Annotated in this window: 16 protein-coding genes; all 16 read left to right on the top strand. The window is 58.4% G+C overall.

Features of this window, described 5'->3' with window-relative positions; all coding sequences use genetic code 11:
• Positions 1 to 54 precede the first annotated feature (54 nt).
• Positions 55 to 1,545, top strand: coding sequence for a sugar ABC transporter ATP-binding protein (locus tag DFP98_RS15225; RefSeq protein ID WP_116061580.1), 1,491 nt, complete (start codon positions 55 to 57; stop codon positions 1,543 to 1,545).
• A 14-nt stretch (positions 1,546 to 1,559) separates the two neighbouring features.
• On the top strand, positions 1,560 to 2,573 hold the full coding sequence (gene mglC / locus DFP98_RS15220; protein WP_116061466.1) for a galactose/methyl galactoside ABC transporter permease MglC: 1,014 nt from the start codon (positions 1,560 to 1,562) through the stop codon (positions 2,571 to 2,573).
• Between the two features lie 247 nt (positions 2,574 to 2,820).
• Positions 2,821 to 5,424 carry an ATP-dependent helicase HrpB gene (gene hrpB / locus DFP98_RS15215; RefSeq protein WP_246016549.1) on the top strand — a complete coding sequence of 868 codons (2,604 nt, stop codon included), beginning with the start codon at positions 2,821 to 2,823 and terminating at the stop codon, positions 5,422 to 5,424.
• A gap of 611 nt (positions 5,425 to 6,035) precedes the next feature.
• Positions 6,036 to 7,703: a LamG-like jellyroll fold domain-containing protein gene (locus tag DFP98_RS15210; protein WP_116061464.1), complete on the top strand. Its 1,668-nt coding sequence runs from the start codon at positions 6,036 to 6,038 to the stop codon at positions 7,701 to 7,703.
• Positions 7,704 to 8,133: 430 nt separating this feature from the next.
• Positions 8,134 to 8,568, top strand: coding sequence for an ATP-binding protein (locus tag DFP98_RS15205; protein WP_116061463.1), 435 nt, complete (start codon positions 8,134 to 8,136; stop codon positions 8,566 to 8,568).
• Positions 8,569 to 8,605: 37 nt separating this feature from the next.
• Complete coding sequence (locus DFP98_RS15200; RefSeq protein ID WP_116061462.1) at positions 8,606 to 8,944, top strand: STAS domain-containing protein; 339 nt, start codon at positions 8,606 to 8,608, stop codon at positions 8,942 to 8,944.
• A gap of 30 nt (positions 8,945 to 8,974) precedes the next feature.
• A complete protein-coding gene (locus tag DFP98_RS15195; protein ID WP_116061461.1) occupies positions 8,975 to 10,336 on the top strand; it encodes a PP2C family protein-serine/threonine phosphatase in 1,362 nt (453 codons plus the stop codon).
• A 187-nt stretch (positions 10,337 to 10,523) separates the two neighbouring features.
• The gene (locus tag DFP98_RS15190) at positions 10,524 to 12,743 is read left to right on the top strand and encodes an ATP-binding protein (RefSeq protein WP_116061460.1); all 2,220 of its coding nucleotides are present in this window, start codon (positions 10,524 to 10,526) and stop codon (positions 12,741 to 12,743) included.
• 87 nt (positions 12,744 to 12,830) lie between these two features.
• Positions 12,831 to 13,406 (top strand): Pvc16 family protein, encoded by a 576-nt coding sequence (locus tag DFP98_RS15185; protein WP_116061459.1) that lies wholly within the window; start codon positions 12,831 to 12,833, stop codon positions 13,404 to 13,406.
• Positions 13,407 to 13,411: 5 nt separating this feature from the next.
• On the top strand, positions 13,412 to 14,218 hold the full coding sequence (locus DFP98_RS15180; RefSeq protein ID WP_116061458.1) for a hypothetical protein: 807 nt from the start codon (positions 13,412 to 13,414) through the stop codon (positions 14,216 to 14,218).
• A gap of 154 nt (positions 14,219 to 14,372) precedes the next feature.
• Positions 14,373 to 16,085, top strand: coding sequence for a phage tail sheath family protein (locus DFP98_RS15175; RefSeq protein ID WP_116061457.1), 1,713 nt, complete (start codon positions 14,373 to 14,375; stop codon positions 16,083 to 16,085).
• A gap of 129 nt (positions 16,086 to 16,214) precedes the next feature.
• Positions 16,215 to 16,649, top strand: coding sequence for a phage tail protein (locus tag DFP98_RS15170; protein WP_116061456.1), 435 nt, complete (start codon positions 16,215 to 16,217; stop codon positions 16,647 to 16,649).
• 673 nt (positions 16,650 to 17,322) lie between these two features.
• Positions 17,323 to 17,703, top strand: a complete 381-nt coding sequence (locus DFP98_RS15165) for a phage tail assembly protein (protein WP_116061455.1) — start codon at positions 17,323 to 17,325, stop codon at positions 17,701 to 17,703.
• Entirely contained in the window at positions 17,634 to 17,894 is a 261-nt protein-coding gene (locus DFP98_RS40135) for a DUF6760 family protein (RefSeq protein WP_342772493.1), read from the top strand. The genes DFP98_RS15165 and DFP98_RS40135 overlap by 70 nt, the downstream gene beginning before the upstream one ends.
• 9 nt (positions 17,895 to 17,903) lie before the next feature.
• Positions 17,904 to 18,350, top strand: coding sequence for a phage tail protein (locus tag DFP98_RS15155; protein WP_116061454.1), 447 nt, complete (start codon positions 17,904 to 17,906; stop codon positions 18,348 to 18,350).
• Between the two features lie 35 nt (positions 18,351 to 18,385).
• Positions 18,386 to 22,609 carry a hypothetical protein gene (locus tag DFP98_RS15150; RefSeq protein ID WP_116061453.1) on the top strand — a complete coding sequence of 1,408 codons (4,224 nt, stop codon included), beginning with the start codon at positions 18,386 to 18,388 and terminating at the stop codon, positions 22,607 to 22,609.
• The last annotated feature ends 141 nt before the right edge of the window (positions 22,610 to 22,750 follow it).

The raw sequence follows: 22,750 nt of genomic DNA, 5'->3' as shown, positions 1-22,750 counted from the left end.
CAGGAGGTGCGTGCTTTGATAGCGACTGTGGCAGAGAAGATTAATTTGTTGGAGATGAACGGAATTTCGAAGGCTTTTCCGGGCGTTCAGGCGCTCGACGACGTGACGCTGCATATCCGCGCAGGCACCGTGCACGCGCTGATGGGCGAGAATGGAGCCGGTAAATCGACGCTGATGAAATGCCTGTTCGGCATATACGCGCCGGATGCCGGGGAGATTCGGATGAACGGGGAGAAGCTGCATCTGCCGGACTCGAAGGCGGCGCTGCAAAGCGGAATCTCGATGATTCATCAGGAGCTTCACCCGGTTCCGTATCGGAGCGTGATGGAAAATATTTGGCTGGGCCGCTTTCCTTTGCGAGGGTTCTGGCCGTTTTATTTCGTGGACGGCAAGCGGATGCGCCGCGATACCGAGAAGCTGTTCAAGGAGCTGGATATGGATATCGACCCCGAGACGATTACGGGCAAGCTGTCGGTGTCGAAGATTCAATCGCTCGAAATCGCCAAAGCGGTGTCCCACAACGCCAAGATCATCGTCATGGACGAACCGACGTCCTCCTTGACGGGGAACGAGGTCGAGCATCTGTTCCGCATTATCGCGGAGCTGAAGCAGCGCGGCGTCGCCATTATTTATATTTCGCACAAAATGGAAGAGATTTTGCGCATTTCCGACGAAGTGACGATTATGCGCGACGGCAAAAAAATCGGCACCTGGGACGCGAATGAGCTGACGACCGATCTGATTATTTCCCGTATGGTCGGCCGGGATTTAACCCAGCGCTATCCGGAGCGCAGCAACGTTCCGGGGGAAGTGGTACTGCAGGTCGACGGCTTTACTTCCTCGTTCCCTAAGTCGTTCCGCGACGTCAGCTTCGAGCTTCGCCGGGGCGAGATTCTGGGCGTCGGCGGGCTGGTCGGCGCGCAGCGAACGGAGCTGATCGAGGCGCTGTACGGCATTCGCTCGCTGGCGTCCGGCACGATGAAGCTGCACGGCAAGCCGATTCGCATCCGCAGGCCCGTCGATGCGATCCGTCACAAGATGGCTTTGCTGACCGAGGAACGCCGGGTAACCGGAATTTTCCCCGTATTATCCGTGCTGGAGAATACGGTAATCGCCAATCAAAAACGATATCAGACGTCTTATCTGCTGCTCGAGGAGAGCAGGAGGCGCAAGGATACGGACGACAGCATCGAGCGGCTGCGTGTGAAAACGCCTTCGGCAAAAACGCAAATCCGCTATCTATCCGGAGGCAATCAACAGAAGGTGCTGCTCGCCAGATGGCTGCTGACCGAGCCGGACATTCTTCTGCTGGACGAACCGACGCGCGGCATAGACGTCGGCGCGAAGTTCGAAATTTACACCATCATCGCGGAGCTGGCCGCCCAAGGCAAAAGCATCGTGATGATCTCTTCCGAAATGCCCGAGCTGCTCGGCATGTCCGATCGCATTATGGTGATGAGCGAGGGCCGACTGACCGGAATTCTGGACGGCAACACCGCCACGGAAGAAGAAATCATGAAGCTTGCCGCCCAACATACGGCTTGATCGGAGGATACCTCATGAACATTTCCATTCAACGGACGAAAGCATTTGTGACGGATTACGCGATTTACATCGTGCTGGCCGTGCTCATTATCGGCATTACGCTGTCCGATCCGTCCTTTTTATCGTTAAGCACGCTGACCAATATTTTGCATCAAAACTCGACTAAAGCGATTATCGCGCTCGGCGCCGCTTTCGTGCTGATCACGGGCGGGGTGGACTTGTCCGCGGGTCGCGTCGTCGGCTTGTCCGCCGTCGTCTCGGCTTCGATGGTGCAGCTGGCGGATTATCCGCGCAAATTTTTCCCGGAGCTCGACACGCTTCCTGTAATCATCCCCGTTCTGCTCGCCATTGCCGCCGGTCTTCTCGTCGGGTTGATCAACGGACTGATTGTCTCCAAGCTGCACGTTCCCCCGTTTATTACGACGTTGGGCACGATGGTCGCCGTACTCGGGATCAATTCGCTCTATTTCGATATGCCTCCGAACAGCTCGCAGCCGATCGGCGGCTTGCGGCCGGAATTTACGAAGTGGGGCTCGGGCACGATCGAGATCGGCTCGTTTAATTTGCCGTACCTCGTCATTATCGCCATTGTCGTCGCCATCGTCTGTTGGGTGATCTTCAACAAAACGCGGCTTGGCAAAAATATGTACGCCATCGGAGGCAACGTGCAAGCGGCGCACGTGTCGGGCATTAATGTCAGCCGCAACTTGCTGTGGATCTATAGCATCGCCGGGGCGCTGTACGGATTGGCCGGCGTGCTGGAAGCGGCCAAGTCGGGCGGAGCCTCGAACAACTACGGCAATATGTACGAACTGGATGCGATCGCGGCGTGCGTTGTCGGCGGGGTATCGACGACAGGCGGCGTCGGGACGGTGCCCGGTGTGATGGTCGGCGTGATGATTTTCGGCGTCATCAATTACGGACTGACCTTTATCGGCGTGAATCCGTACTGGCAGCTCATCATTAAAGGGCTGATTATCGTCGCTGCGGTCGCTTTCGATATCCGCAAATATTTGGCGAAGAAATAGGAGCTTGAAGCGAGGCGGCCGAGAGTAAAAGTTTGAAGCAAGCGAGGAGGCTGAGAGCAAGAGTTTGAAGCAATCGAGAAGCTGAGGGTAAGAGTTTGAAGCAATCGAGGAGGGAGAGGGTAAAAGTTCGAAAGCAAGTTTCCTAGCGCCGGGGAAAATGGTAAGCTGTTCGCAGGAGGGGCGGAACGTTAGCGCTATCCCCCAAATGAAATTCAGCCTCGCGATTGAGCGGAAGGGAATTACCGGCGTGATATTCAATTCGCCTTTACCTATAGACTCGGTTCTGCCGGATGTGAAACAGGCGCTGTCCATCGGCGGCAGCGCGGTTCTGATCGCCGCTCCCGGGGCGGGCAAGACAACCCGCGTGCCGCTTGCCCTGCTGGAGGATGGCTGGCTGGAAGGCCGCAAAATCGTCATGCTCGAGCCGCGCAGACTGGCTGCGCGCAGCTCGGCGGCGTTCATGGCCCGCGAGCTGGGAGAGCAGGTGGGAGAGACGGTCGGCTACCGCGTGAAGATGGATACGAAAGTCGGCGTCCGCACTCGCATCGAGGTTGTGACGGAAGGCGTGTTAACTCGTATGCTGCAGGCCGATCCCGCTCTGGAAGGGGTCGGCCTTGTTATCTTTGACGAGTTCCATGAACGGAGCCTGCAGGCGGATTTGGGGCTTGCGCTTACTTTGGAGGCTCAGGCGCTGCTGCGGGACGATCTCAAGCTGCTCGTCATGAGCGCGACGCTGGAAGCGGAGCCGGTGGCCGGTCTGCTCGGAGGAGCCTCGGTCGTGCGCAGCGAGGGACGGAGCTTCCCGGTGGAGACGGTATATCGGCCGCGGCTTGCAGGAAGCGAACTGGAGGAAGCGGTAGCCGGGCTCGCGCTGGAGGCGCTGAGGGCTCATGAGGGAGACGTGCTTGTGTTTTTGCCGGGAATCGGCGAAATTCGGGCGGCGGAAGCGAAGCTGAGAGAGAAGTTGCGAGGGTATGCCTACGATGTACGCGTCTTCGCGCTGCACGGAGGCTTATCTGCGGAGGAGCAGGACAAGGCGCTGGCTCCGCTTCCGGCAGCGGAGCGGAAAATCGTACTGGCGACATCGGTAGCGGAAACTAGCTTGACAGTGGAAGGCGTTACGGTTGTCATCGACAGCGGCCTGATGCGCGTTTCCCGGTTTTCGCCGCGAACGGGCATGGCGAGGCTTGAAACCGTTACAGTGTCTGCCGCTTCGGCGGATCAGCGCCGCGGGCGCGCGGGTCGGCTGCGGCCGGGCGTATGCTATCGGCTGTGGAGCGCGGAGCAGCATTCGGCGCTGTCTCCGCGCAGTGCGCCGGAAATTATGGAGGCCGATCTGGCTTCGCTGCTGCTGGAGCTGGCCGTATGGGGCGTCGGCGAGCCGAACGAGCTCGCCTGGCTTGATGCGCCGCCTGCGCCCGCCGTGCAGCAGGCGCGCGAGCTGCTTGTGCAGCTTGGCGCATTGGATAAGGGCGGCCGCCAACCGACAGGGCACGGTCGCCGGATGGCCGAGCTGGGCAAGCATCCCCGTGTCGCCCATATGCTGCTGCGCGCGAAGCAGCTTGGCCTTGGCGGCTTGGCTTGCGATATTGCGGTTGTGCTCGGGGAGCGGGACATTTTGCGGTATTCCGGCGGGCAGGCGCCGACTGCGGATTTGACGGCGCGAATCGACGCGCTGCGCGGCCGCGGCCCTTATGCGGCAGACGACGGCGCTCGCAGAAGGCTCAGCGAGGAAGCGCGGCGGCTGCGGCGCGAATTGGGCGTCGACGCTTCGGAGGGAACGCGGGCTGAGCGTGGCGATGAGCGGTCGGAGCAGGTTAATGTGCGGACAGAGCGTGGCGATGCGCTTGGTCGTCGTTATCCCTATGTGTCAGACGACGGCGTTCGGAGCGACGATTGCGGCCTGCTGCTGGCGTTCGCTTATCCGGACCGGATCGGACGGCAGCGGGACAGCGGCAAATATTTGCTCAGTGGCGGCCGGGGCGCGGCGTTTGGGCCGGGTCAGGCGCTGGCCCGCGAGCCGTGGATCGTTGTCGCCGACGTCGACGACGCCGGCGCGGACAGCCGGATTCGTCTGGCCGCATCCGTGTCGTTGGAGCGGCTGGCTCAGCATGCGCCAGAGATGATTGACGTGGAGGCGGAGGTGTACTGGGACGGCGAAGCCAAGTCGGTGCGCGGCCGCGAGCGCAGGAAGCTGGGCGCGATCGTGCTGGAGGAGAAGCCGCTCGGCAAGCTGCCGGAGGAGCTCCGGCTGCAAGCGCTGCTGGCGGGCGTGCGCGCGGAAGGGCTGGAGCTGCTGCCGTGGACGAAGATGGCTCGCCAATTCCAGCAGCGGGCGGAGTTCGCTCGCCGCCACGACGGGACATGGCCGGATTTGTCCGACGAAGCGCTGCTGGCGACGCTGGACGACTGGCTCCCGGATTATGCCGAAGGGATGAAGAGCCGCTCCGACCTGCAGAAGCTGAACATGAAGGAGCTGCTGGAGTCGCTGCTGCCGTGGGATCGGCGTAGGAGGCTGGATGAAGACGCGCCTACCCATTGGACCGTGCCGAGCGGCTCGCGCATCCCGATCGACTATGGCGACCCGGACGCACCTTTCGTCGCGGTGCGACTGCAGGAGCTGTTCGGCCTGCCGGAGACGCCCCGCATCGCGGGCGGCCGTGTGCCGCTGACGCTCCATCTGCTCTCGCCAGCACAGCGTCCGGTTCAGGTGACGCGCGATCTGGCCAGCTTCTGGCGCGACGGCTATTTCGAGGTGCGCAAGGACTTGAGAGGCCGTTACCCGAAGCACTATTGGCCGGACAACCCCCTTGAAGCGGAGGCGACCCGGCGCGTTCGGCCGTCTCGGTAACTTAACCTGTCTTGAGTAACTTATCGTTTCGGTAATTTGTCAGGAAAAGCGCGGTGTGATGCACGATTGTGGAAATGAAGGCGGATTTTCCGCTATAAACAACAGGTGTCTAAATGCCGGAAATCTGCAAGCGTGCTGAGTCGGGTTAGAACAGGAAACAGCGATCAAACGAGGCCGCAAGCGTGCTGAGTGAGGTTAGAAGAGGAAACGGCGATCAAAAGAGGCTGCAAGCTTGCTGGGTGAGGTTAGAAGAGGAAACGGCGATTAAAAGAGGCTGCAAGCGTGCTGAGTGAGGTTAGAAGAGGAAACGGCGATTAAAAGAGGCTGCAAGCGTGCTGAGTGGGGTTAGAAGAGGAAACGGCGATCAAAAGAGGCTGCAAGCTTGCTGAGTGAGGTTAGAAGAGGAACCGGCGATCAAAAGAGGCTGCAAGCTTGCTGAGTCGGGTTAGAACAGGAAACGGTGATCAAAAGAGGCTGCAAGCTTGCTGGGTGAGGTTAAAATAGAAAGAGAGCCTATTCTGGAAACGATACCAGAGAATTGAGAGGAAGCAGGCGAACAGTCGTATCAATCGTACTATTGAATCTGAAAAATTGGGGGAGGAACGGAAAATATGCGGATAAATGAAACGGTTGCGGATTGGATATTTTCAGAACGGTATGTTTCTCAGGGAACTTCGATCGAATTCGGCAATATGGTCATCCAAGACGCAAGCGGCAACGGGAACGATCTGATGATGGCTGTCGCCGGTTCGCCCATTACAGAATCGTTGTCGTTTATAGAGAACGGCGGATTGGCTTTTGTCAATGCGAGAAAGACGGGGTACTATCTGACAACCGTTGCCGACGCTCCGATCAACTTGGAGGAGTTTGCGGCCGGTTTTACAATTGAAGCGGAGTTTAAACTAGGTCCCGACATCAACGATTGGATGGGGATTTTGACTCGTCTTGGGAATAACTCGGTGGAGCAAGAACCGCTTTCGCTGTTAGCCATCTCCAACGTTGGGGAAATTCAATGGGCAAGCACGCCATCGAATCGTCCGGAATTGTGGACCAATTGGTCTAATGCCTTGGGCGCGATTCGAGCGTGGGCTATATCGGAAGATTACACGCACGTAGCCGTTGTAAACGATGGCCGCCAAACCCGAATGTTCGTCAATGGTGTGGAATCGATTCGTAATTCGCTTGCAGATTCCATCTGCGGAATCGCAGGTGAGGCGAATAGGGGATGGAATGTTGGCGCTAATGAGTGGGATTTTGAGCCTATCAGCTTATTTCTCGGGGAAATAAAACGAATCCGCGTGATGAATCGGGCACTCGCTCCGAGCGAGTTTTTCAAGACTGAATTTGCTTATAGGGTCGACTACGGAACCAACGACGATTTGGAGCTGTTTGCGCCGGGAACCTATACATTCGCAATAATCCCCGATCCCCAGTATGTCGTCCAATCCAAACCGGAAATTTTAGAGAAGCAATTAGAGTTTATCGCCAATCATTACGAGCCGTACAACATTGCTATATCGGTGAATGTGGGCGATTCCACACAATCCAGCGCTCCGGAAGAATGGGAGTCCGCCAATCGAGCGTTTCAAATTTTGGATAGGGCAAATGCGCCATACGTTGTAACTCGGGGGAACCACGATCTAAACGGGACAGGATATCTCGACACTTTCGGGGTACCCAGGTTTGCCGGGAAGTCTTACTTTAAGGGGGCGTCCCCTTCAGGATTAAGCTCGTATTCAATCATCCGTGCGGGCAGTTACCAGTACATGTTCCTCGCGGTGGATTCGGTTGGAGACAAGACGAGCAACGCCAACGAGCGGTACTGGGCGCAAACGGTTCTGGATACGAATCAACAGATTCCCACGGTTATCGTTTCCCACGATATTTTGACGATTAGCGACGACTGCGTAATCTCGGAAGGCGGGCAGGGCGCAAAGGTCTGGAACGAGCTAGTGAAAGATTACAGCCAAGTGTTCATGATGATAGGAGGTCATATTAGCGGCGCCGGCCTGAACGTCAAGCGGAATACGGCTGGCAAAGACGTATTGCAGGTGCTGTCAAACTACCAATCGGATATTGCCGGCGGGAACGGCTGGACTTCTTTCTTCGAGTTCGACGAGCGCAACAACGAAATTCGACTGAAAACTTTTTCTCCCTATGTAGCCAGTCTGGCGGATGAGCAGCGCTCCTACCTGGATGTGAAATTTTTGACGGGTCCGGGGGATCAGTACGAGATTGCGTTTCATTTTGCGGAGAGATTTGATTTTACGGCATCCTGAGCCGTAACCCGCAACCACGTCGCACCGTCGTTTGCTGCTCTAGCCCGAATCTAAGCAGGGTGGTGTGCTTTTCCAACAACTGGGATAGCTGTGGATCAAGCATTGGATTCAGTCGGGGTGCAAAGCTCCAATAGCTTCGTTATGTTATTTCGGGAGTCTCTTGGAAGGGGCTGTCCCTTAAGCAGAGTTGTTTGAAATAATTGATAGACAAAGAAGGACAATCCCCTTCATCTTGTTCATCGATTCCCAGCAACTTGGTTGGCTTAGGGGACAGCCCCTCATTTTAAAAAAGTGATTACAGGCTTAGAGGACAATCTTCATATCATTCCGAATTTCGTCAAAAATTGCATTAGAATGGCAGATCAATATGTTATGATAAATAAAGCGGAAACTACGATAGGTGTCGACGAATGGGAGCGGAGGTGGCGCGATGACGGACAAGGATGAGAACGGCTGCGGAGAGGCGGTCATACGGCTGGACAATCGGCTGGATGAACTGGGGCGGCTGCACGCATTTTTCGAGGAGATCGGCGAGCGCGCCAATTGGCCCGACCGTTTGAAATTCGACATGACGCTGAGCTGCGAGGAATTGCTGACGAATACGATTAATTACGGCTTCCCGCAGGGGGGACGGCATGTCATTACGCTATCTGTGCAGTCGTTCCCGGCCGAGGTTGAAGTCAGGCTGGAGGACGGGGGCGTCCCGTTTAACCCGCTGGAGTTTGGCGAGCCGGACGTTTCGCTGGATCTGGAGCAGAGGTCGGTCGGCGGACTCGGCATTTTTTTCGTGAGAAGGCTGATGAATGAAATGATCTACGAGCGCACGGAGACGGGCAACCGGATCATTCTTCGCAAGCTTCTATAGAAAGAGGAAGTTCAAAGCATTCGGGAGGAGATTATCGATGATTATCGTAACGACGCAGCGCGAAGGCGCGGCCATTATGAGCATAGAGGGGCGGCTGGACGGGCAGCACGCGCAGACGGCGGAGTCTTCGTTTCTGGCTCTGGCCGGGGAGGGCAATACGCGGTTCATTTTCGATTTCTCGGCGATGCAGTACATAAGCAGCGCAGGACTGCGCGTCGTACTGGTAGCGGCGAAAAAAGTCAGAAGCCTGCAGGGAAGGCTAATCTGCGCGAGCATGAACGACCAAGTCCGCGACGTGTTCGAAATGTCAGGCTTTCTGAGCATTCTGGAAACGGCGGATTCGACGGAAGAGGCGCTTGAACGTTTAAAAGCTTAAGCCGCGCGTCGGCGAAAAATAGGTGATCGCATGGATGGACAATGGGTGGCCGCGGGCATCGGCGCGCTTGCCGGAGCGGCGGTCGGAGCGGGAGCGGTGTACGCGCTGGTGCGAATGAGGCTGCGCCGGATGAAAGCGCTGCTGGAGATCAGCATGCAGTTGAACTCGACGCTGAAACGCGGCGAGCAGATGGAACTGATCATGAATACGGCCAAGCGGGTGCTGCCGGTCGAAGCGGCTTCCGTGCTGCTGCTCGATCCCGAGACGGACGAGCTGTTTTTTGAGCTTGCCCAAGGGGAGAAGGGGGCGCAGGTTCGGGAAATCCGACTGAAGCCCGGCGAAGGGATCGCCGGACATGTGGCGCAAAGCGGCCACAGTCTGATCGTCAACGATACGGGGAACGATCCGAGATGGTCCAATCGGGTCGCGGAGAAAACCGGTTTCGAAACTCGCAATCTGCTGACGGTGCCGATCGTTAACCGCAATAAAGTCGAGGGCGTGCTGCAGGTCATCAACAAAAAGGGCGGCAAGTTCACGGTCCGCGACCGGATGCTGCTCGAACAGGTATCCCGACCGATGGCGGTCGCGCTGGAAAATGCGCGGCTGTACGCACAGGTCGAAGAGTCGCTTGCGGAGCTGCGTTCGACGACGGCGATCAAGGAGCGTCTTGAGAGCGAGCTGCAGGTGGCGGGCACGATTCAGATGAGCTTCCTTCCGCGCACGATGCCTTCGGCCTACGAGCCGTATGACGTCTGCGCGCTGCTTAAGTCGGCGAAGGAAGTCGGAGGAGATTTCTATAACTTCTTCAAGATCGACGACGACCATCTGTTTTTCGCGCTCGGAGACGTGTCGGACAAGGGCATCCCGGCTGCGCTGTTCATGGCGGTCACGCTAACGCTGCTCAAGGGGAAAATGGGCCCGGGCCAGTCGCCCGGCGAGCTGCTGACGGCGGTTAACGACGAACTGGCGCGGGACAACCCGCTTGTGTTCGCGACCATCGTCTGCGGCGTGTACACCTGCTCCACGGGCGAGTTAGTTATGAGCGAAGGCGGGCACTGTACGCCGTATGTCGTGCGCGCCAATGGCAGCATCGAGCCGGTGAAGCTGAAAAAAAGCTTGCCGCTCGCGGCGATGGAGGATGCCGTCTATCACGACGCGAAGCTGTCGCTGGAGCCCGGCGACCGGCTGCTGCTCTATACGGACGGAATTACGGAGGCGGAGAATGCGGCGCAGGAGCAATATTCGTCCGATCGTCTGCGGGAATTTCTCGGCATGACGTCGGGTATGTCCAGCGCCGAGACGATCGATGCGCTGCTTATGCACGTCTTCATGTTTGCGGACGGGGCGCCGCAGTCCGACGACATTGCGGTGCTGACGCTGATGAGGCGCTAGGGAGTGTATGCAACCCGCTCAGGGGCATCTTTCACCGCCTTTTCGCCCCCTGCTTCGTCACTTTTGCTTGACGTACCCCGGTACGCCTTCACAAAAGTTCCTTGCATGGAACGAAAATTCGGCAAAATCTGCTATCCTCGGAGTATGCATACACGCCCTAAGCGGTTGAAGGGGGAGCAATAAGGAAGTGGCAAATGTTGAACCGTTTCTGAACGCGCAAGAGCATCTGCGCGCCGAGCTGGCTTGGCTGGACGCAGGGCTTCTGCTGCTGCTCGAGCTGGGCGGCGGCAATCCGTTCGCGCAGCCGTCGATCGGTCCGAGAGGGCTTGTCGTGACGGCGGAGGAGTTGATGGAATCGGAGCGGGACGACGAGGACGCTCCGCCGGAGGAATGGCGGCTGTATGTCCTCGAGCGCCGAATCCGCGAGCGGGAAATCGCTCGATCCGCCGAAGCTTCCGGAAAGGCCGGCGTCGAGCTGCCTTTGGCGCTGCTGTGCGCAAGGCTTCGCCTGACCGTCTGGGAGCGCCGTCTGATCATACTGTGCCTTGCTGCGGAGATGAGCCGGAAATACGAGAAGTGGTACGCCTATTTTAACGACGACATTACGTGCAAAGCGCCGACGCCGGATTTGGCTTATCGGCTTCTTTGCGATTCGCAAGAAGAGGCGGCCAATGCCGGCAGATGGCTCAGCGGGGCAGGAGCGCTGCGGAGTCTGCTGCTGGAACCGGACGAGTCGGGCGGGGGAGCGGCCGGAATGTCCCGGCCGAAGCTGAAGACGACGCTGCGGCTGGACGAGCGGACGATCAGCTATTTGCTGCGTACGGAGACGCTGGACGCTCGTCTCGAAGGCATCGCAGAGGCGCATGAGCCGCAGCCACCCGAGGCTCTGCCGCTGCTTGTGCCGGACGATCCGGCCATGCAGTCGCTGCGGGGCTTGGCGGACGGCGGGGATGCGGCGCAAGGATCTGTGCCGTTCATTCATCTGTCCGGTGCGCCGGGAGGGGGCAAGCGGCTGCGTTTCGTTCATTTGGCCGGGGCGAGAGGGCAGAGGCTGCTTGTCGTGCGCGTTCGCAATCTTCCCGCAGACGCGGATCGGGCGGAGGCGACGCTGGGGCGGATCGTCCGCGAAGCGGTGTTGACCGGAGCCGCCATCGTGTTCAGGGAGGAGCACGCGGCCCCAGGCTCGGAAATTCCGCATCTTGAAGCGATGGAAGCGGCGCTGAATCGCTATCTCCGCTTTGCGGACAAGCCTCTAATCGGCTGGACGTCGCATATTCGGCGTCAGCCCTCGGAGCTGCCGGTTCCGGACGGGGCGGGCTGGATTTACGGCGAAGTCGGCGTTCCGACGGCTTTCGTCCGCGAGGCGTTCTGGCGGGCGGAGGCGATGGACGTCGAAGGCAGCTATGCGCCGACGATATGGCGGGAGCTAGCGGACAAGTATCGGTTTACCCCCGGCCAGATCGGCGGGGCTTGGAGGCAGTCGTTGGCGCTGGCGTCGGGCCGGGGTGGCGGGCTGCCGGAGCGAAGCGAGATTGAGGCGGCATGCCGCGGCCAATTCCGACATCGGCTGGCACAGCTGGCCGACCGGATTATGCCGGCGAGAACGTGGGACGATCTCATTCTCGCCGACGAGCCGTATTCGCTTATCCGCGAAGCGTGCGATCGTTATTTGCACCGCGAGACGGTGTACGAGCGGTGGGGCTTCGGCCGCAAGCTGCCGTACGGCAAAGGGCTCAGTCTGCTGTTCGCCGGCCCTCCCGGCACAGGCAAAACGATGGCCGCCGAGATTATCGCCGGAGAGTTGGGGCTGGAGCTGTATCGGATCGATCTGTCGAGAATCGTCAGCAAATATATCGGCGAGACGGAGCAGCGACTTAGCGAGCTGTTCGCGGAGGCGGAAAACAGCGGCGCGATTTTGTTTTTCGACGAGGGCGACGCGTTGTTCGGCAAGCGGACGGAAGTGAAGGACGCGCACGACAAATACGCCAACCTGGAGGCTGCCTACTTGCTGCAGCGAATCGAGGCGTACGACGGCGTATCGATTCTGGCGACCAACCTGCTTCAGAACATGGACGAGGCGCTGATCCGCAGGATGAGCTTTGTCGTGAAGTTTCCTTTTCCCGACGCAGAGGAGCGGGAGCGAATATTCCGCGTGCACATTCCCCCGCAGGCCCCGGTGTCGGAAGAGGTCGATTTGGCGTTTCTGGCCGCGCGGTTGGAGGTGTCCGGGGGCTACATTAAGAATATTGCGCTGGCGGCTGCGTTCCTGGCCGCAGGCTCCGGAAAGCCGATTGCGATGGAGCATTTCGTTCGCGCGGCCAGGCAGGAACTGAGAAAAATGGGGAAAATCCTTGTGAAAGAAAGTTTTTCCCCGTATTTAGACGAAGAAAACACAATATATGGATAGTCACCCTGACATTTTATCGCTATAATAAAGTCGAAAAGTAGGATTTTTTAGAAATTTTTCAGATTTTGACGGGGAGGAGGAGCCAGTATCGGAGGGTACACCGTTGTCGCCGACGTCGGCTTAAGCCTGCTCAAGCTGCTGCGCGAACATCTGTCTCCGGACCCAGTTCCCCGGCCCGATCTGATCGGCATGGCTTCGCCCGTCGATAAGGGGGATTTGGCGCTGACGCTCTACCTGTGCAGTATACGGGAGAACGGAGAGGCCAGACGCAACGAGATGCTGCCGCAAGGAGGCGTGCTTCGTTATCCGCCGCTTGCCGTCGACCTGCAGTATATGTTGACAGCGCATTCCGCCGCCGATCTGCATACGCGGATTTTGGACGAGCACCGGATACTGGGCAAAGCGATGCAAGCGCTGTACGACAATTCGGTGCTGCGCAGCCCTTATCTGGAAGGGACGCTGCTGGAAAACGGGGAAGAGCTGCGGATCACGCACGAAAATTTGAATACGGATCAACTGACGCAGCTGTGGCAGTTCGGAGACAATCCGTACAAGCTTTCGCTCCTCTACCGCGTCGGCCCCGTACTGCTCGAATCGAACCGCGTCAAGCCGGGCTCCCGCGTTCTCGAGCGGCACATTACGCTGCGCGACAAGGGAGGCTGACGGGGGTGGACAGAGCCGAGAGAACGTTCGTCACCCGCTGCTCGCTGGCGGTAAGGCCGTTCGATATTTGGACCGGGAAGGCTCCGCTTCCTTCCTCGCTGAGCGTATCGCTGGAAGGAATCGACCGCAAGCCGCTGCGAAGCTCGGACGGCAGCTATGTTTTTCTCGATGTGCCGGGCGAGCGCTGCACGCTTGCGATCGCATCGCCCGTGTATCGGGAAGTGCGCGAGGAGATCGTGTTGCCCGCGAACGGCGCTTCTCCGCCAGTGATAACGGTAAGCTTGCAGCCCGACCGGGCCTATGTGCCTCCGGCTGCCGGCACCGGGGCGATCGTCGAGCTTCGCGATGCGGACGGTCTGCCGCTTCAAGGCGCGGAGATAACGGCCTATCTGGATGACGAAATGGCGGTCAGGGGCCGCTTGGCGGAAGAGCGGAGCGGAGGCGACGGGCAACGGTTGAAAATTGCGCCGGGGCACGGGAGGCTGGCTCCCGGAGACGCGTTCGTGCTGAAGGATCGGGACGGATCGGAGTTGGAGTGGAATCGCGTGACGGATTGGACGGAGCAGCCGACCGTTATGGCGCTGGACCGGCCGATAATGGGGACGTGGAGCCGCGGGACCCGGCTGTTGCCGGCGGTTCGCGCGACGAGCGATGCCGCAGGCTTGGCGATTTTACCGTTTCGGGGACTGCTACCGGCAGTTTGCCGCATTCATGCGGAGATCGCGATGAAGGATCAGAGGTGGCGCGCCGTCTGGCAAGCGGAAGGCGGCAAAGTCACGCGTTTGCCGGCGTTTACCGTCGGCGTTGAATGAAGGGCATGGCGTTGATTGGACGAAGTGCCGCCAGGCAGGGCGTTTCCGGTTGACGATAAGATAAACCCATATTGAGAGGAGGAACTGGTTTTCCCCTTACGCGCAGCTAGATACAGTAATTACATACATACGTAGCGGGGAGAAACCGGGGATCATGGCAGAGTATTTGTCGCCTGGGGTATACGTGGAGGAATTCGAGAGCGGCTCCAAGCCGCTCGAAGGCGTAAGCACAAGCACGGCCGGTTTCATTGGGCTCGCTCAGCGAGGAGCCGTAGAAGGGTTGCCGCTGCTCATAACGAGCCCGGCCGATTTCCAGCGCAATTTCGGTTCCTATTTGTCCGAGAGCGTATTTGGCAGCTACCGTTATTTGGCTTATGCGGTAGATCAGTTTTTCACGAACGGCGGTTCTCGCTGTTACGTCATGCGCGTCGCTCCTTCGGACGCGAAGCCTGCCCAGAACACGGGCTCCGTCTCGGAGAAGCTCGGCATCACGGCGAAAAATCCGGGAGCCTGGGGCAACCTGGTGAAAGTCGTCATTACCGACGCCAGCAAAGCGAAAACGCAAATCTACGAAGTGACGGAACGGCGCTATCGCGTCAAGAACGCCGGCGGATTTTACGCAGGCGATGTCGTTGCCTTTAATGCCGGAGGAGAGACGCAGTACAATCGCGTCGTCAGCGTGCAGGGCAATGTGATCGAGCTGGCCGAAGAGCTGTCGGGCGACGTCGTGGATGCGGCGCTGCTGCCTACGAAAGTGTTGTCGACGTGCGAATTTACGCTGCATGTCGTTTATAACGACGAAGTGGATAGCTTCGAGAAAGTCAGCTTGAATCCGGAAGCTCCGACGTTCGTCGAGAAGGTTGCGGGACGCTCCAATCTCGTGAACGTGCAGGCATTGGTCTTGTCGACGGACGCTACGCATCCGTTCGAGACGGTATCCGGCGCAGGCGCTTCGGGCAAGGTTGAGTTCGTGTTGTCCGGGGGCAGCGACGGCTCGGTCGACGGCATCTCCGCCGGCGATTTTATCGGCGAAGACCGCGGACCTGGACGCCGCACGGGCATTCAGGCGTTTATCGACAACGATGTCGTCAGCATTATGGCGATTCCGGGCGTAACCGACGCTAACGTGCAGTTGTCCCTTGTCGCGCACTGCGAGAACCTGGGCAGCCGCTTCGCCATTCTCGACATTCCGCGCGAGAAAACGAAGGTAGCGGACGTCATGACGCACCGTAACTTGTTCGATTCCAGCTATTGCGCGCTGTACAATCCGTGGCTGTCGGTATTCGATCCGCTGGACAAACGGAACATTTTCGTTCCTCCGTCCGGTACGATCGCCGGCATCTACTCCCGTTCCGATACGACTCGCGGCGTGCAGAAAGCTCCAGCGAACGAAGTGCTGCGCGGCGTAGTCGGCCTGGACGTACAGTACAACAAGGGCGAGCAGGACATCCTTAACCCGGCTGGCGTCAACCTGATCCGTTCCTTCACGGGTCAAGGCATCCGCGTATGGGGCGCTCGCACGGCTTCCTCCAATACGCTTTGGAAATACGTCAACGTTCGCCGTCTGTTCATTTTCCTCGAAGAGTCGATCAAGGGCGGCACCAACTGGGTCGTGTTCGAGCCGAACAACGAACAGCTGTGGGCCCGCGTTCAGCGTACGATCGACGCGTTCTTGACGCGGATCTGGCGCGACGGCGCATTGATGGGCAGCAGCGCCTCCGAGGCGTTCTACATCGATATCGGCCGCAGCACGATGACGCAGGACGACATCGACAATGGACGCTTGATCTGCGTCATCGGCGTCGCTCCGGTGAAACCGGCCGAATTCGTCGTCTTCCGCATCACGCAGAAAACCGGCTCCGAGTAATCGGACGGCATAGGCTCGAGCGGACTGTTTTCAGGTGTGGACGATATAGGCCTGAAAAGTCCGTTTGAGACGCGAGAACGAGAATTTGAGGAAGTTTCCAAAATGAACGGAAGGGGATAAAGGATATCCATGCCAGGAGAACGCAATGATCCATACCGCAATTTTAGGTTCCGTGTGGAGGTTGAAGGATTGGAGCAGGCCGGCTTCAGCGAAGTCGCAGGGTTCGACGCCTCCTTCGACGTCGTGCAATATCGCGAGGGAAATGAGGTCATTACGCCTCGCAAGCTCCCGGGTCTTGCCCGGTACGGCAATATTACGCTGCGTTGGGGCGCTACCGAATCGATGGAGCTGTACGAGTGGGTTCAAGAGTGCATCAACGGCACGGTAGAGCGCAAGACCGTCACGATTATCGCCATCGACGAGGAAGGCGGCGACGTGGCGACATGGCAAGTCATCGAGGCTTGGCCGGTTCGCTACACGGCTCCTTCCTTTAACGGATCGGGCGCGGAAGTGGCGATCGAGCTGCTCGAGCTTGCTCATGAGGGCATGACTCGCACCGCTTAATAGAGCGAGCTCAACAACCTCGAATAGATTTGAATGATGCGTTCGGTTTTCTACTCTATTAGGGCGGGCAACCGGAAGCGGAGCATTACGGAATAAGAGAGTCCGGCAGCGCGCGGCATCCCCCGCACCGGGGTGCTGCGCAGACGGGCAGTCCGGTCGGGAACCCCGTTGCGGCAATAACGAACGGAATAGCGTTTACCGACAAGGGAGGCCCTCTCTCTTGTTTTGCTTTTTTTTAATAGATAAGAAAGTATGAATCACCGGCAGTTGAAGGGGCGTTGAGGGGGAGCAGGTTGTGAATTAGCGCGGAAAACCCGGCTTAATTTTCGCTCAGGGGGCGAAAGCGGCGATTAAAGCGGAAAGTCCACCTTAATTTTTCCAAAAGGTGAAAATCGCAGAATTAGAGCGGATTTTCCGTTTTAAATCGCTTGAAAAGGGCGCGGCGGCGGATATAGAGCGGATTTTCCGCTTTAACAATGCATGCTACCAAGAGCGCGTTGCGGTTTTCGTAGAATAGACACGCCTCCCCCGAATCGTGTTGCGTTTTTTACAGAATAGGTAGGATACTTACCCTTACCCGAATCCCCTCCGCTATAAACGATACTGCACCGATTCTAAGAATGGCGGAAGCTGTTTGTGCTTGGCGACGATTGAAGCAAGGAGTGAGTTAACGATGGCTTTTCAGACGGAATACGAATTCGAGCTGCCGCGCGGCTATGTGGACGACAGCGGCAACTTGCACAAGCGCGGCGTCATGCGGCTTGCGACCGCTGCGGACGAAATTTTGCCGATGAAGGACCCTCGCGTACAGCAGAACCAGAGCTACCTGACGATTATTTTGCTGGCTCGCGTCATAACCCGGCTTGGGGAAGTCAAACACGTCGATACGAAAACGGTAGAGAAGCTGTTTACCGCCGATCTGGCGTATTTGCAAAATCTGTACAGACAGATCAACGATTTGGAATCGCCGAAGCTGCACACGACATGTCCGAAATGCGATCACGAGTACGAGGTGGAAGTCGATTTTTTATCCGTAACGGAGGGCCTCTCGTAGCTTATTCTCCCGAGAGAATCTACGAGGAAGTCGGCTTCATCGCCTATTATTTTCACTGGCCCCACGATGAGATCATGAATATGGAGCATCGAGAGCGGCGCAGATGGTGCGACGAAATCTCGAAAATCAACCGCAAGCTTAACGACGAGCCGGATAAACAAAACGTGTTCGACGTATTCGGAAAGAGGTGACGACGGAACGTGGCCGCAGCTGCAGCGCAACATAGGGTGAACGGGGCGTTTCGCTTCGCCGTCGAGCTTGACGGCATGCTTGTCGCCGGCTTTTCCGAGGCGCATGGCCTGGAATCGCAAATTGAATATGAGGAAATCCGAGAGGGCGGCGTTAACGGGTACGTTCATCGGCTGCCCAAAGGCGTCAGAAATTCGACGATTACGCTCAAGCGGGGACTGAGCTCCTCGCAGGAGCTGTGGAATTGGTACGCGCAGGCGTCGCAAGGAACGGTGACCCGCAAAAGCGGCTCGATCATTCTATATAAGCAGGACGGGGCGGAGCTGTGCCGTTGGAATTTTTTCGACGCGTATCCGGTCAAATGGAGCGGCCCCAGCCTGATCGCCTCCTCCAGCGAGGTGGCGATCGAGACGATCGAATTAGTACATAACGGAGTAAAAGCGATATTTAGAGCATAGAAGCTACGGGAGATGCGCAGAGAGGAGGGGCCAGGATGAGAATCGGCGCAAGTCGGCGTGCGGGAGCGACGCCTGTAGGAGCGGGCCGGCATGCGGGAGCGGAATCTGCAGGTGCAGGTCGGCGTGCGGGGGCGATGCCTGCAGGAGCTGCGATTGCAGGAGCGGGGCGGCGAAATGCGGGGAAAGCATCCGCAGGAGCGGTACCCGCCTACGCGCGGTTTGCCGGCGAGATCGCCGGCAAGTACGGTCCGATTCGCCCTGGCGTCCGAAGTGGGCAATCTCTCGTTTTTCGGGTCTCTTCGCAGGAGAAGAAGGGGACGGGGAAGGGGCGCGAGCGGGCGCCTTTTCGTCCCCCTGAACGTTCTAGCGCAGCCGGTCCGGTCACTCCTGCGCGGGAGAAGCCGGAGATTCGCTATCGCGACATCGTTCGGGATCGACCGGGCCCCGCGGGAAAAGATCGTGTAATCGAACGCGAGAAAGTGATCGAGCGCGAGCGGCTTGTCGAGCGGGAAAAGATCGTAGAGCGCGTCGTAGAGCGCAATACGGTGGTCGTTCGCGAAGCGGAGCGGGTCGTTGTGGAGCAACGGCGAATTCGCGAGGCTGCGTTGACGGCGGATGCGCAGGGGCGTTTAGATGAGCCCTCCGACTCGGCGGGGGCTGGTTCGACGGTGAGCGGCGTGCCCAAGGCGAAGACGAGCGGGAGCTCGGACACCGCGAAGGCGCGTACCGGCGAGAAACGTCAGGCAGAAGGCAAAGGGAACAAGCAGTACTCGGCTGAAGGCGGAGGGAACAAGCAGCATTCGACTGAAGGCAAAGGGAACAAGAGGAATCTGGTAGAAGGCAAAGAGAACAAGAAGCATCCGGCAGAAGCAGAAGCGAACAAGAAGCATCTGGCCGAAGCCGAAGGCAACGCCAATTCGAAGGTAGAAGATCTGGCTCGTGCGGGGGAGCTTGACATAGAAGATGAGGAAGCTAAGCGGGACGAAGGAGCGAGCCCTGAAGCCTCGCAAGCTGCAGCTCCTAAGTCGGAAGCTTCAAGAGCGGACAAATCCTCTCTCTTCAAAGGGACTACCTTTGCCGAAACGCTAACAAGGCGAACGTCATGGCCCTTGAGCGCGAAGGCCAATGCGGTTTTCCGAAGGAAGCCGGACGGAACCTCGACGGGGGCTAAAATCCCGCTTAGCGTCAAACCCCCGAAAGTCAGGAGCAGTCGCAAGAAGGTTGTCGATCAAGCGCCGGGGGAGAACGGGGCTATGCGGGCGAAGCGAAGTCAGGCCGTGTACGCACAATTGCTGTTTGTGAACCCCAAGCTGCGCGTTGACGGCAGCCGATCGGCTCCCGACGGGACTCGGCAGAGCGCGCATGCTCAGACGAACGGGGAGCAAGCAAACAGGGCTGCTCGCTTGGACGGGAATATGAGCCGCACAAGCGAGGTGAACGGTCCTGCGCCTGAGCAGCCGCATAGCGGTGCGGGAGCGCTTAGGAATGCGGAGGAGCTTCGTTCTCGCGGCACGCCTTCTGCAAATGCAAGAGGCAGCGCGGAAGCTCATGATAACGTACAGTCGGAATCGTCAGCCTCGCTTGATATGGAGCGAAAGAAAGATCGTTCCGACAACCCGGTTTTGCACCGGGAAAGCTTGTCGGATACGCCGAGTTCGATGAAGGTCGAGAAGCGCGGCGACGATTCCGGCGATATCGATCGAAGAGACGGAGCTACGGCCGAAGCTTCCCGCGATTCGGGAGGAAAACGACGCCGCTCGGACAAAGATGACCGGGAGCTTTCTCGGCGCGGGCAAGCTTCGCATACCGACGATTTTTCTCCCGGATTCGGACTGACGGTCAGAGGGAAGCCATTAAGCGTTGACGACAGTGCATCCGCGGAAGGGACGCGCGGAGACGCGAGTTTCCACAATCGCCCGGTGTATCGGCTGTCTTACGCGCTTAAGCCAGGGGTATCCAGGGCAGAGGGCGTTTCAGGCGCTTCCGGGGAGAAAACCGAGGCGTCGGAAAGTCGGCGAGAACAAGCAAACGGGCTTCCATCAGCGCAGAGTGCCGGGCCTGTCGCCCCGCAAGCAGCAACCGGCGGACGCTGGTCGCTTCGTAGACCGGACGACGCTTCTTCTATGCACCTTGTCTATCGTAACTTGATAGAGCGGGGACGGCAGATTTCGGTGAAGAGAAGCATCGGTCTTGGGACGAAAACGGCAGAGGGACAGGCCAACACTCCGGGAACGGCGGCGGCTCTCGGCTTGACCAACGAACGAATGCAGCCAACGGAGACAAGACTGGGGTTAACGGCGGGCTCGCTGAAGCTGTCGCATCGGCTGATCGGCCGATCTATTAGTTTTAATGAGACCGTCGCGACATCAAGGGAAACGAACGGTTCAACGGCCGATAGGAAGGCTTCTGGTGCCGATCGCCAAGAGCCAATCGCAAGTCGCCTTGGCACATCCGAGCGAAACTCTGGCGATAGCGGCCAAGCGTCGACAACTCATAGGAACTCGCAAAGTACGAGGGAAACGGGCCAAAGTGGCGTAACAGACCGCGAACCCGAGGGTGTCTCACAATCGTCGACTGTTCATGCAAAAGCTCGGGAACCGGAGGCTGTAAGCCGATCCGGCCTGAAGGGAGCGGCGGACGGCGAGCCAACGTCAACGATCCATGCGAAGGTGCGAGAAAAAGGCAATGCGAGTCGGACCGATTCGAGCGGGAGAGAAGGCGTCGAGTTAGCGCCAACTGTTCAAGCGAACGTCCAGGAGCCCGGCGATGTGAGTCCAACCGTTGCTAAAACTTCGGTAGAGTCGGGAGAAACGCAGATCGTTCGTGCAAAGTTGCGGGCAACGGGAAATACGAGTCCTATCGGTACGAGAAGTGCGAGAGAGACTGGGCAAAAGCGAATCATTCACGCGAAGTTACGTGCAACAGGAAATGTGAGTCAAACCGGTGCGAGGAGTGCGGGAGAATCGGGACAAACACAGACCGTTCGTGCGAAGTTACGTGCAACCGGAAATGTGAGTCCAACCAGTGCGAGGAGTGCGGGCGAGACTGGGCAAAAGCGAACCATTCATGCGAAGTTACGTGCAACGGGGAATGTGAGTCCAACTGATGCGAGGAATGCGGGAGAGTCGGGGCAAACGCAGACCGTTCGTGCGAAGTTACGTGCAACGGGGAATGTGAGTCCAACTGGTGCGAGGAGTGCGAGAGAGTCAGGGCAAACACAGACCGTTCGTGCGAAGTTGCGGGCATCGGGAGCTGTGAGTCCAACCGGTGCAAAAGGCGTGGGAGGCGGGGAACAAGGTCCGACCGTGGAGGCGAGCAAGCGGGAAGCGGGAGCATCAATTCGTTCCCGAGTCTTAAGCGACGTGCCTTCGGCTGAGGCTGGGCGAACGAGAATGGGCGCACAAGGACGATTAGTCTGGCTGGCTCGCCGGGCGCGTTTGCAGGATGGTGGGGGGCTACAACGCTTTGGCCCAATCGGATCTGCGGGAGCGATTATAAGCCGAAACCGGTTGGATTCCCCTGAAAACCGCGGCAATCACGCAGTTCCACGATCTCAAGCACAGTTAACCAACGAAGAAAATACGCCAATGTTGATAAAGCGAACGCATTCCTCGGAGTCGAGTTCTGATGAATATGCGAGCTCGGGCGAGTCTGCAGTTCGGAGGGAAGGAATCTCGGCAGTCGTTGCTCATTCTTTTTCTGGGGACGCTTCGTCACAGGAAAAGGGTGGTTTAACTGGTGGCGATCAACGCAGTCGGAGGCCCTTGACTCAGGCCATTGGTCGGCGTTCTCTGGTCAGGGTTACGCCTGTTGCCGGACGGACGGCACGACCGATATTGCCGGGAGCGACGGCAGCGCTTTCCATGCGGCAATCGCTTCGAGATACTCAGTTGCCGCCGCAAGCTTCGTCTGACCAATCCGAACGAGTGGATACTCCTCGTTTGTCGCTGGCGCATGCTTCGCTTTCGGTGAACAGGGCAGGACGCGATACGGCGGTCCCGGGCAACGCTGCAGAAGCCCCTGCTCATACGCACGAATCAAACACACCTTTGGAACTTCGTCGCAACGCGCTGGCAGCGGCAGAGGGGGCGAAACCTACCGCGAACGCTGCTTCTGAAGCGCCGGCGGTGATTAGCGAAGAGGCGCTGCAGAAGGCGATCAGCGGGCTGCCGCAGTTTCATCCGGACGAGCTTGCCGACCAGGTGTACAAATCGCTTGTTAGGAGAATGAAGCTGGAGCAGCGGCTTCACGGATTTTAGCGGGGCGAATAAGACCGCGACGCGGGCTTAAGTGCCGCCCCTGAGTCGGGTAGGCGCGAATAAGGCCGCGAGACGGACTTAAATGCCGTCCCAGTGTCGGGTAAGTGCGAATAAGACCGCGACGCGGACTTAAATGCCGTC

The sequence above is a fragment of the Cohnella phaseoli genome, from assembly GCF_003386235.1.
Lineage (GTDB): Bacteria > Bacillota > Bacilli > Paenibacillales > Paenibacillaceae > Cohnella > Cohnella phaseoli.
The sequence above is the reverse complement of the archived record's forward strand: the minus strand, read 5'-3'. Positions and strand labels throughout refer to the sequence as shown.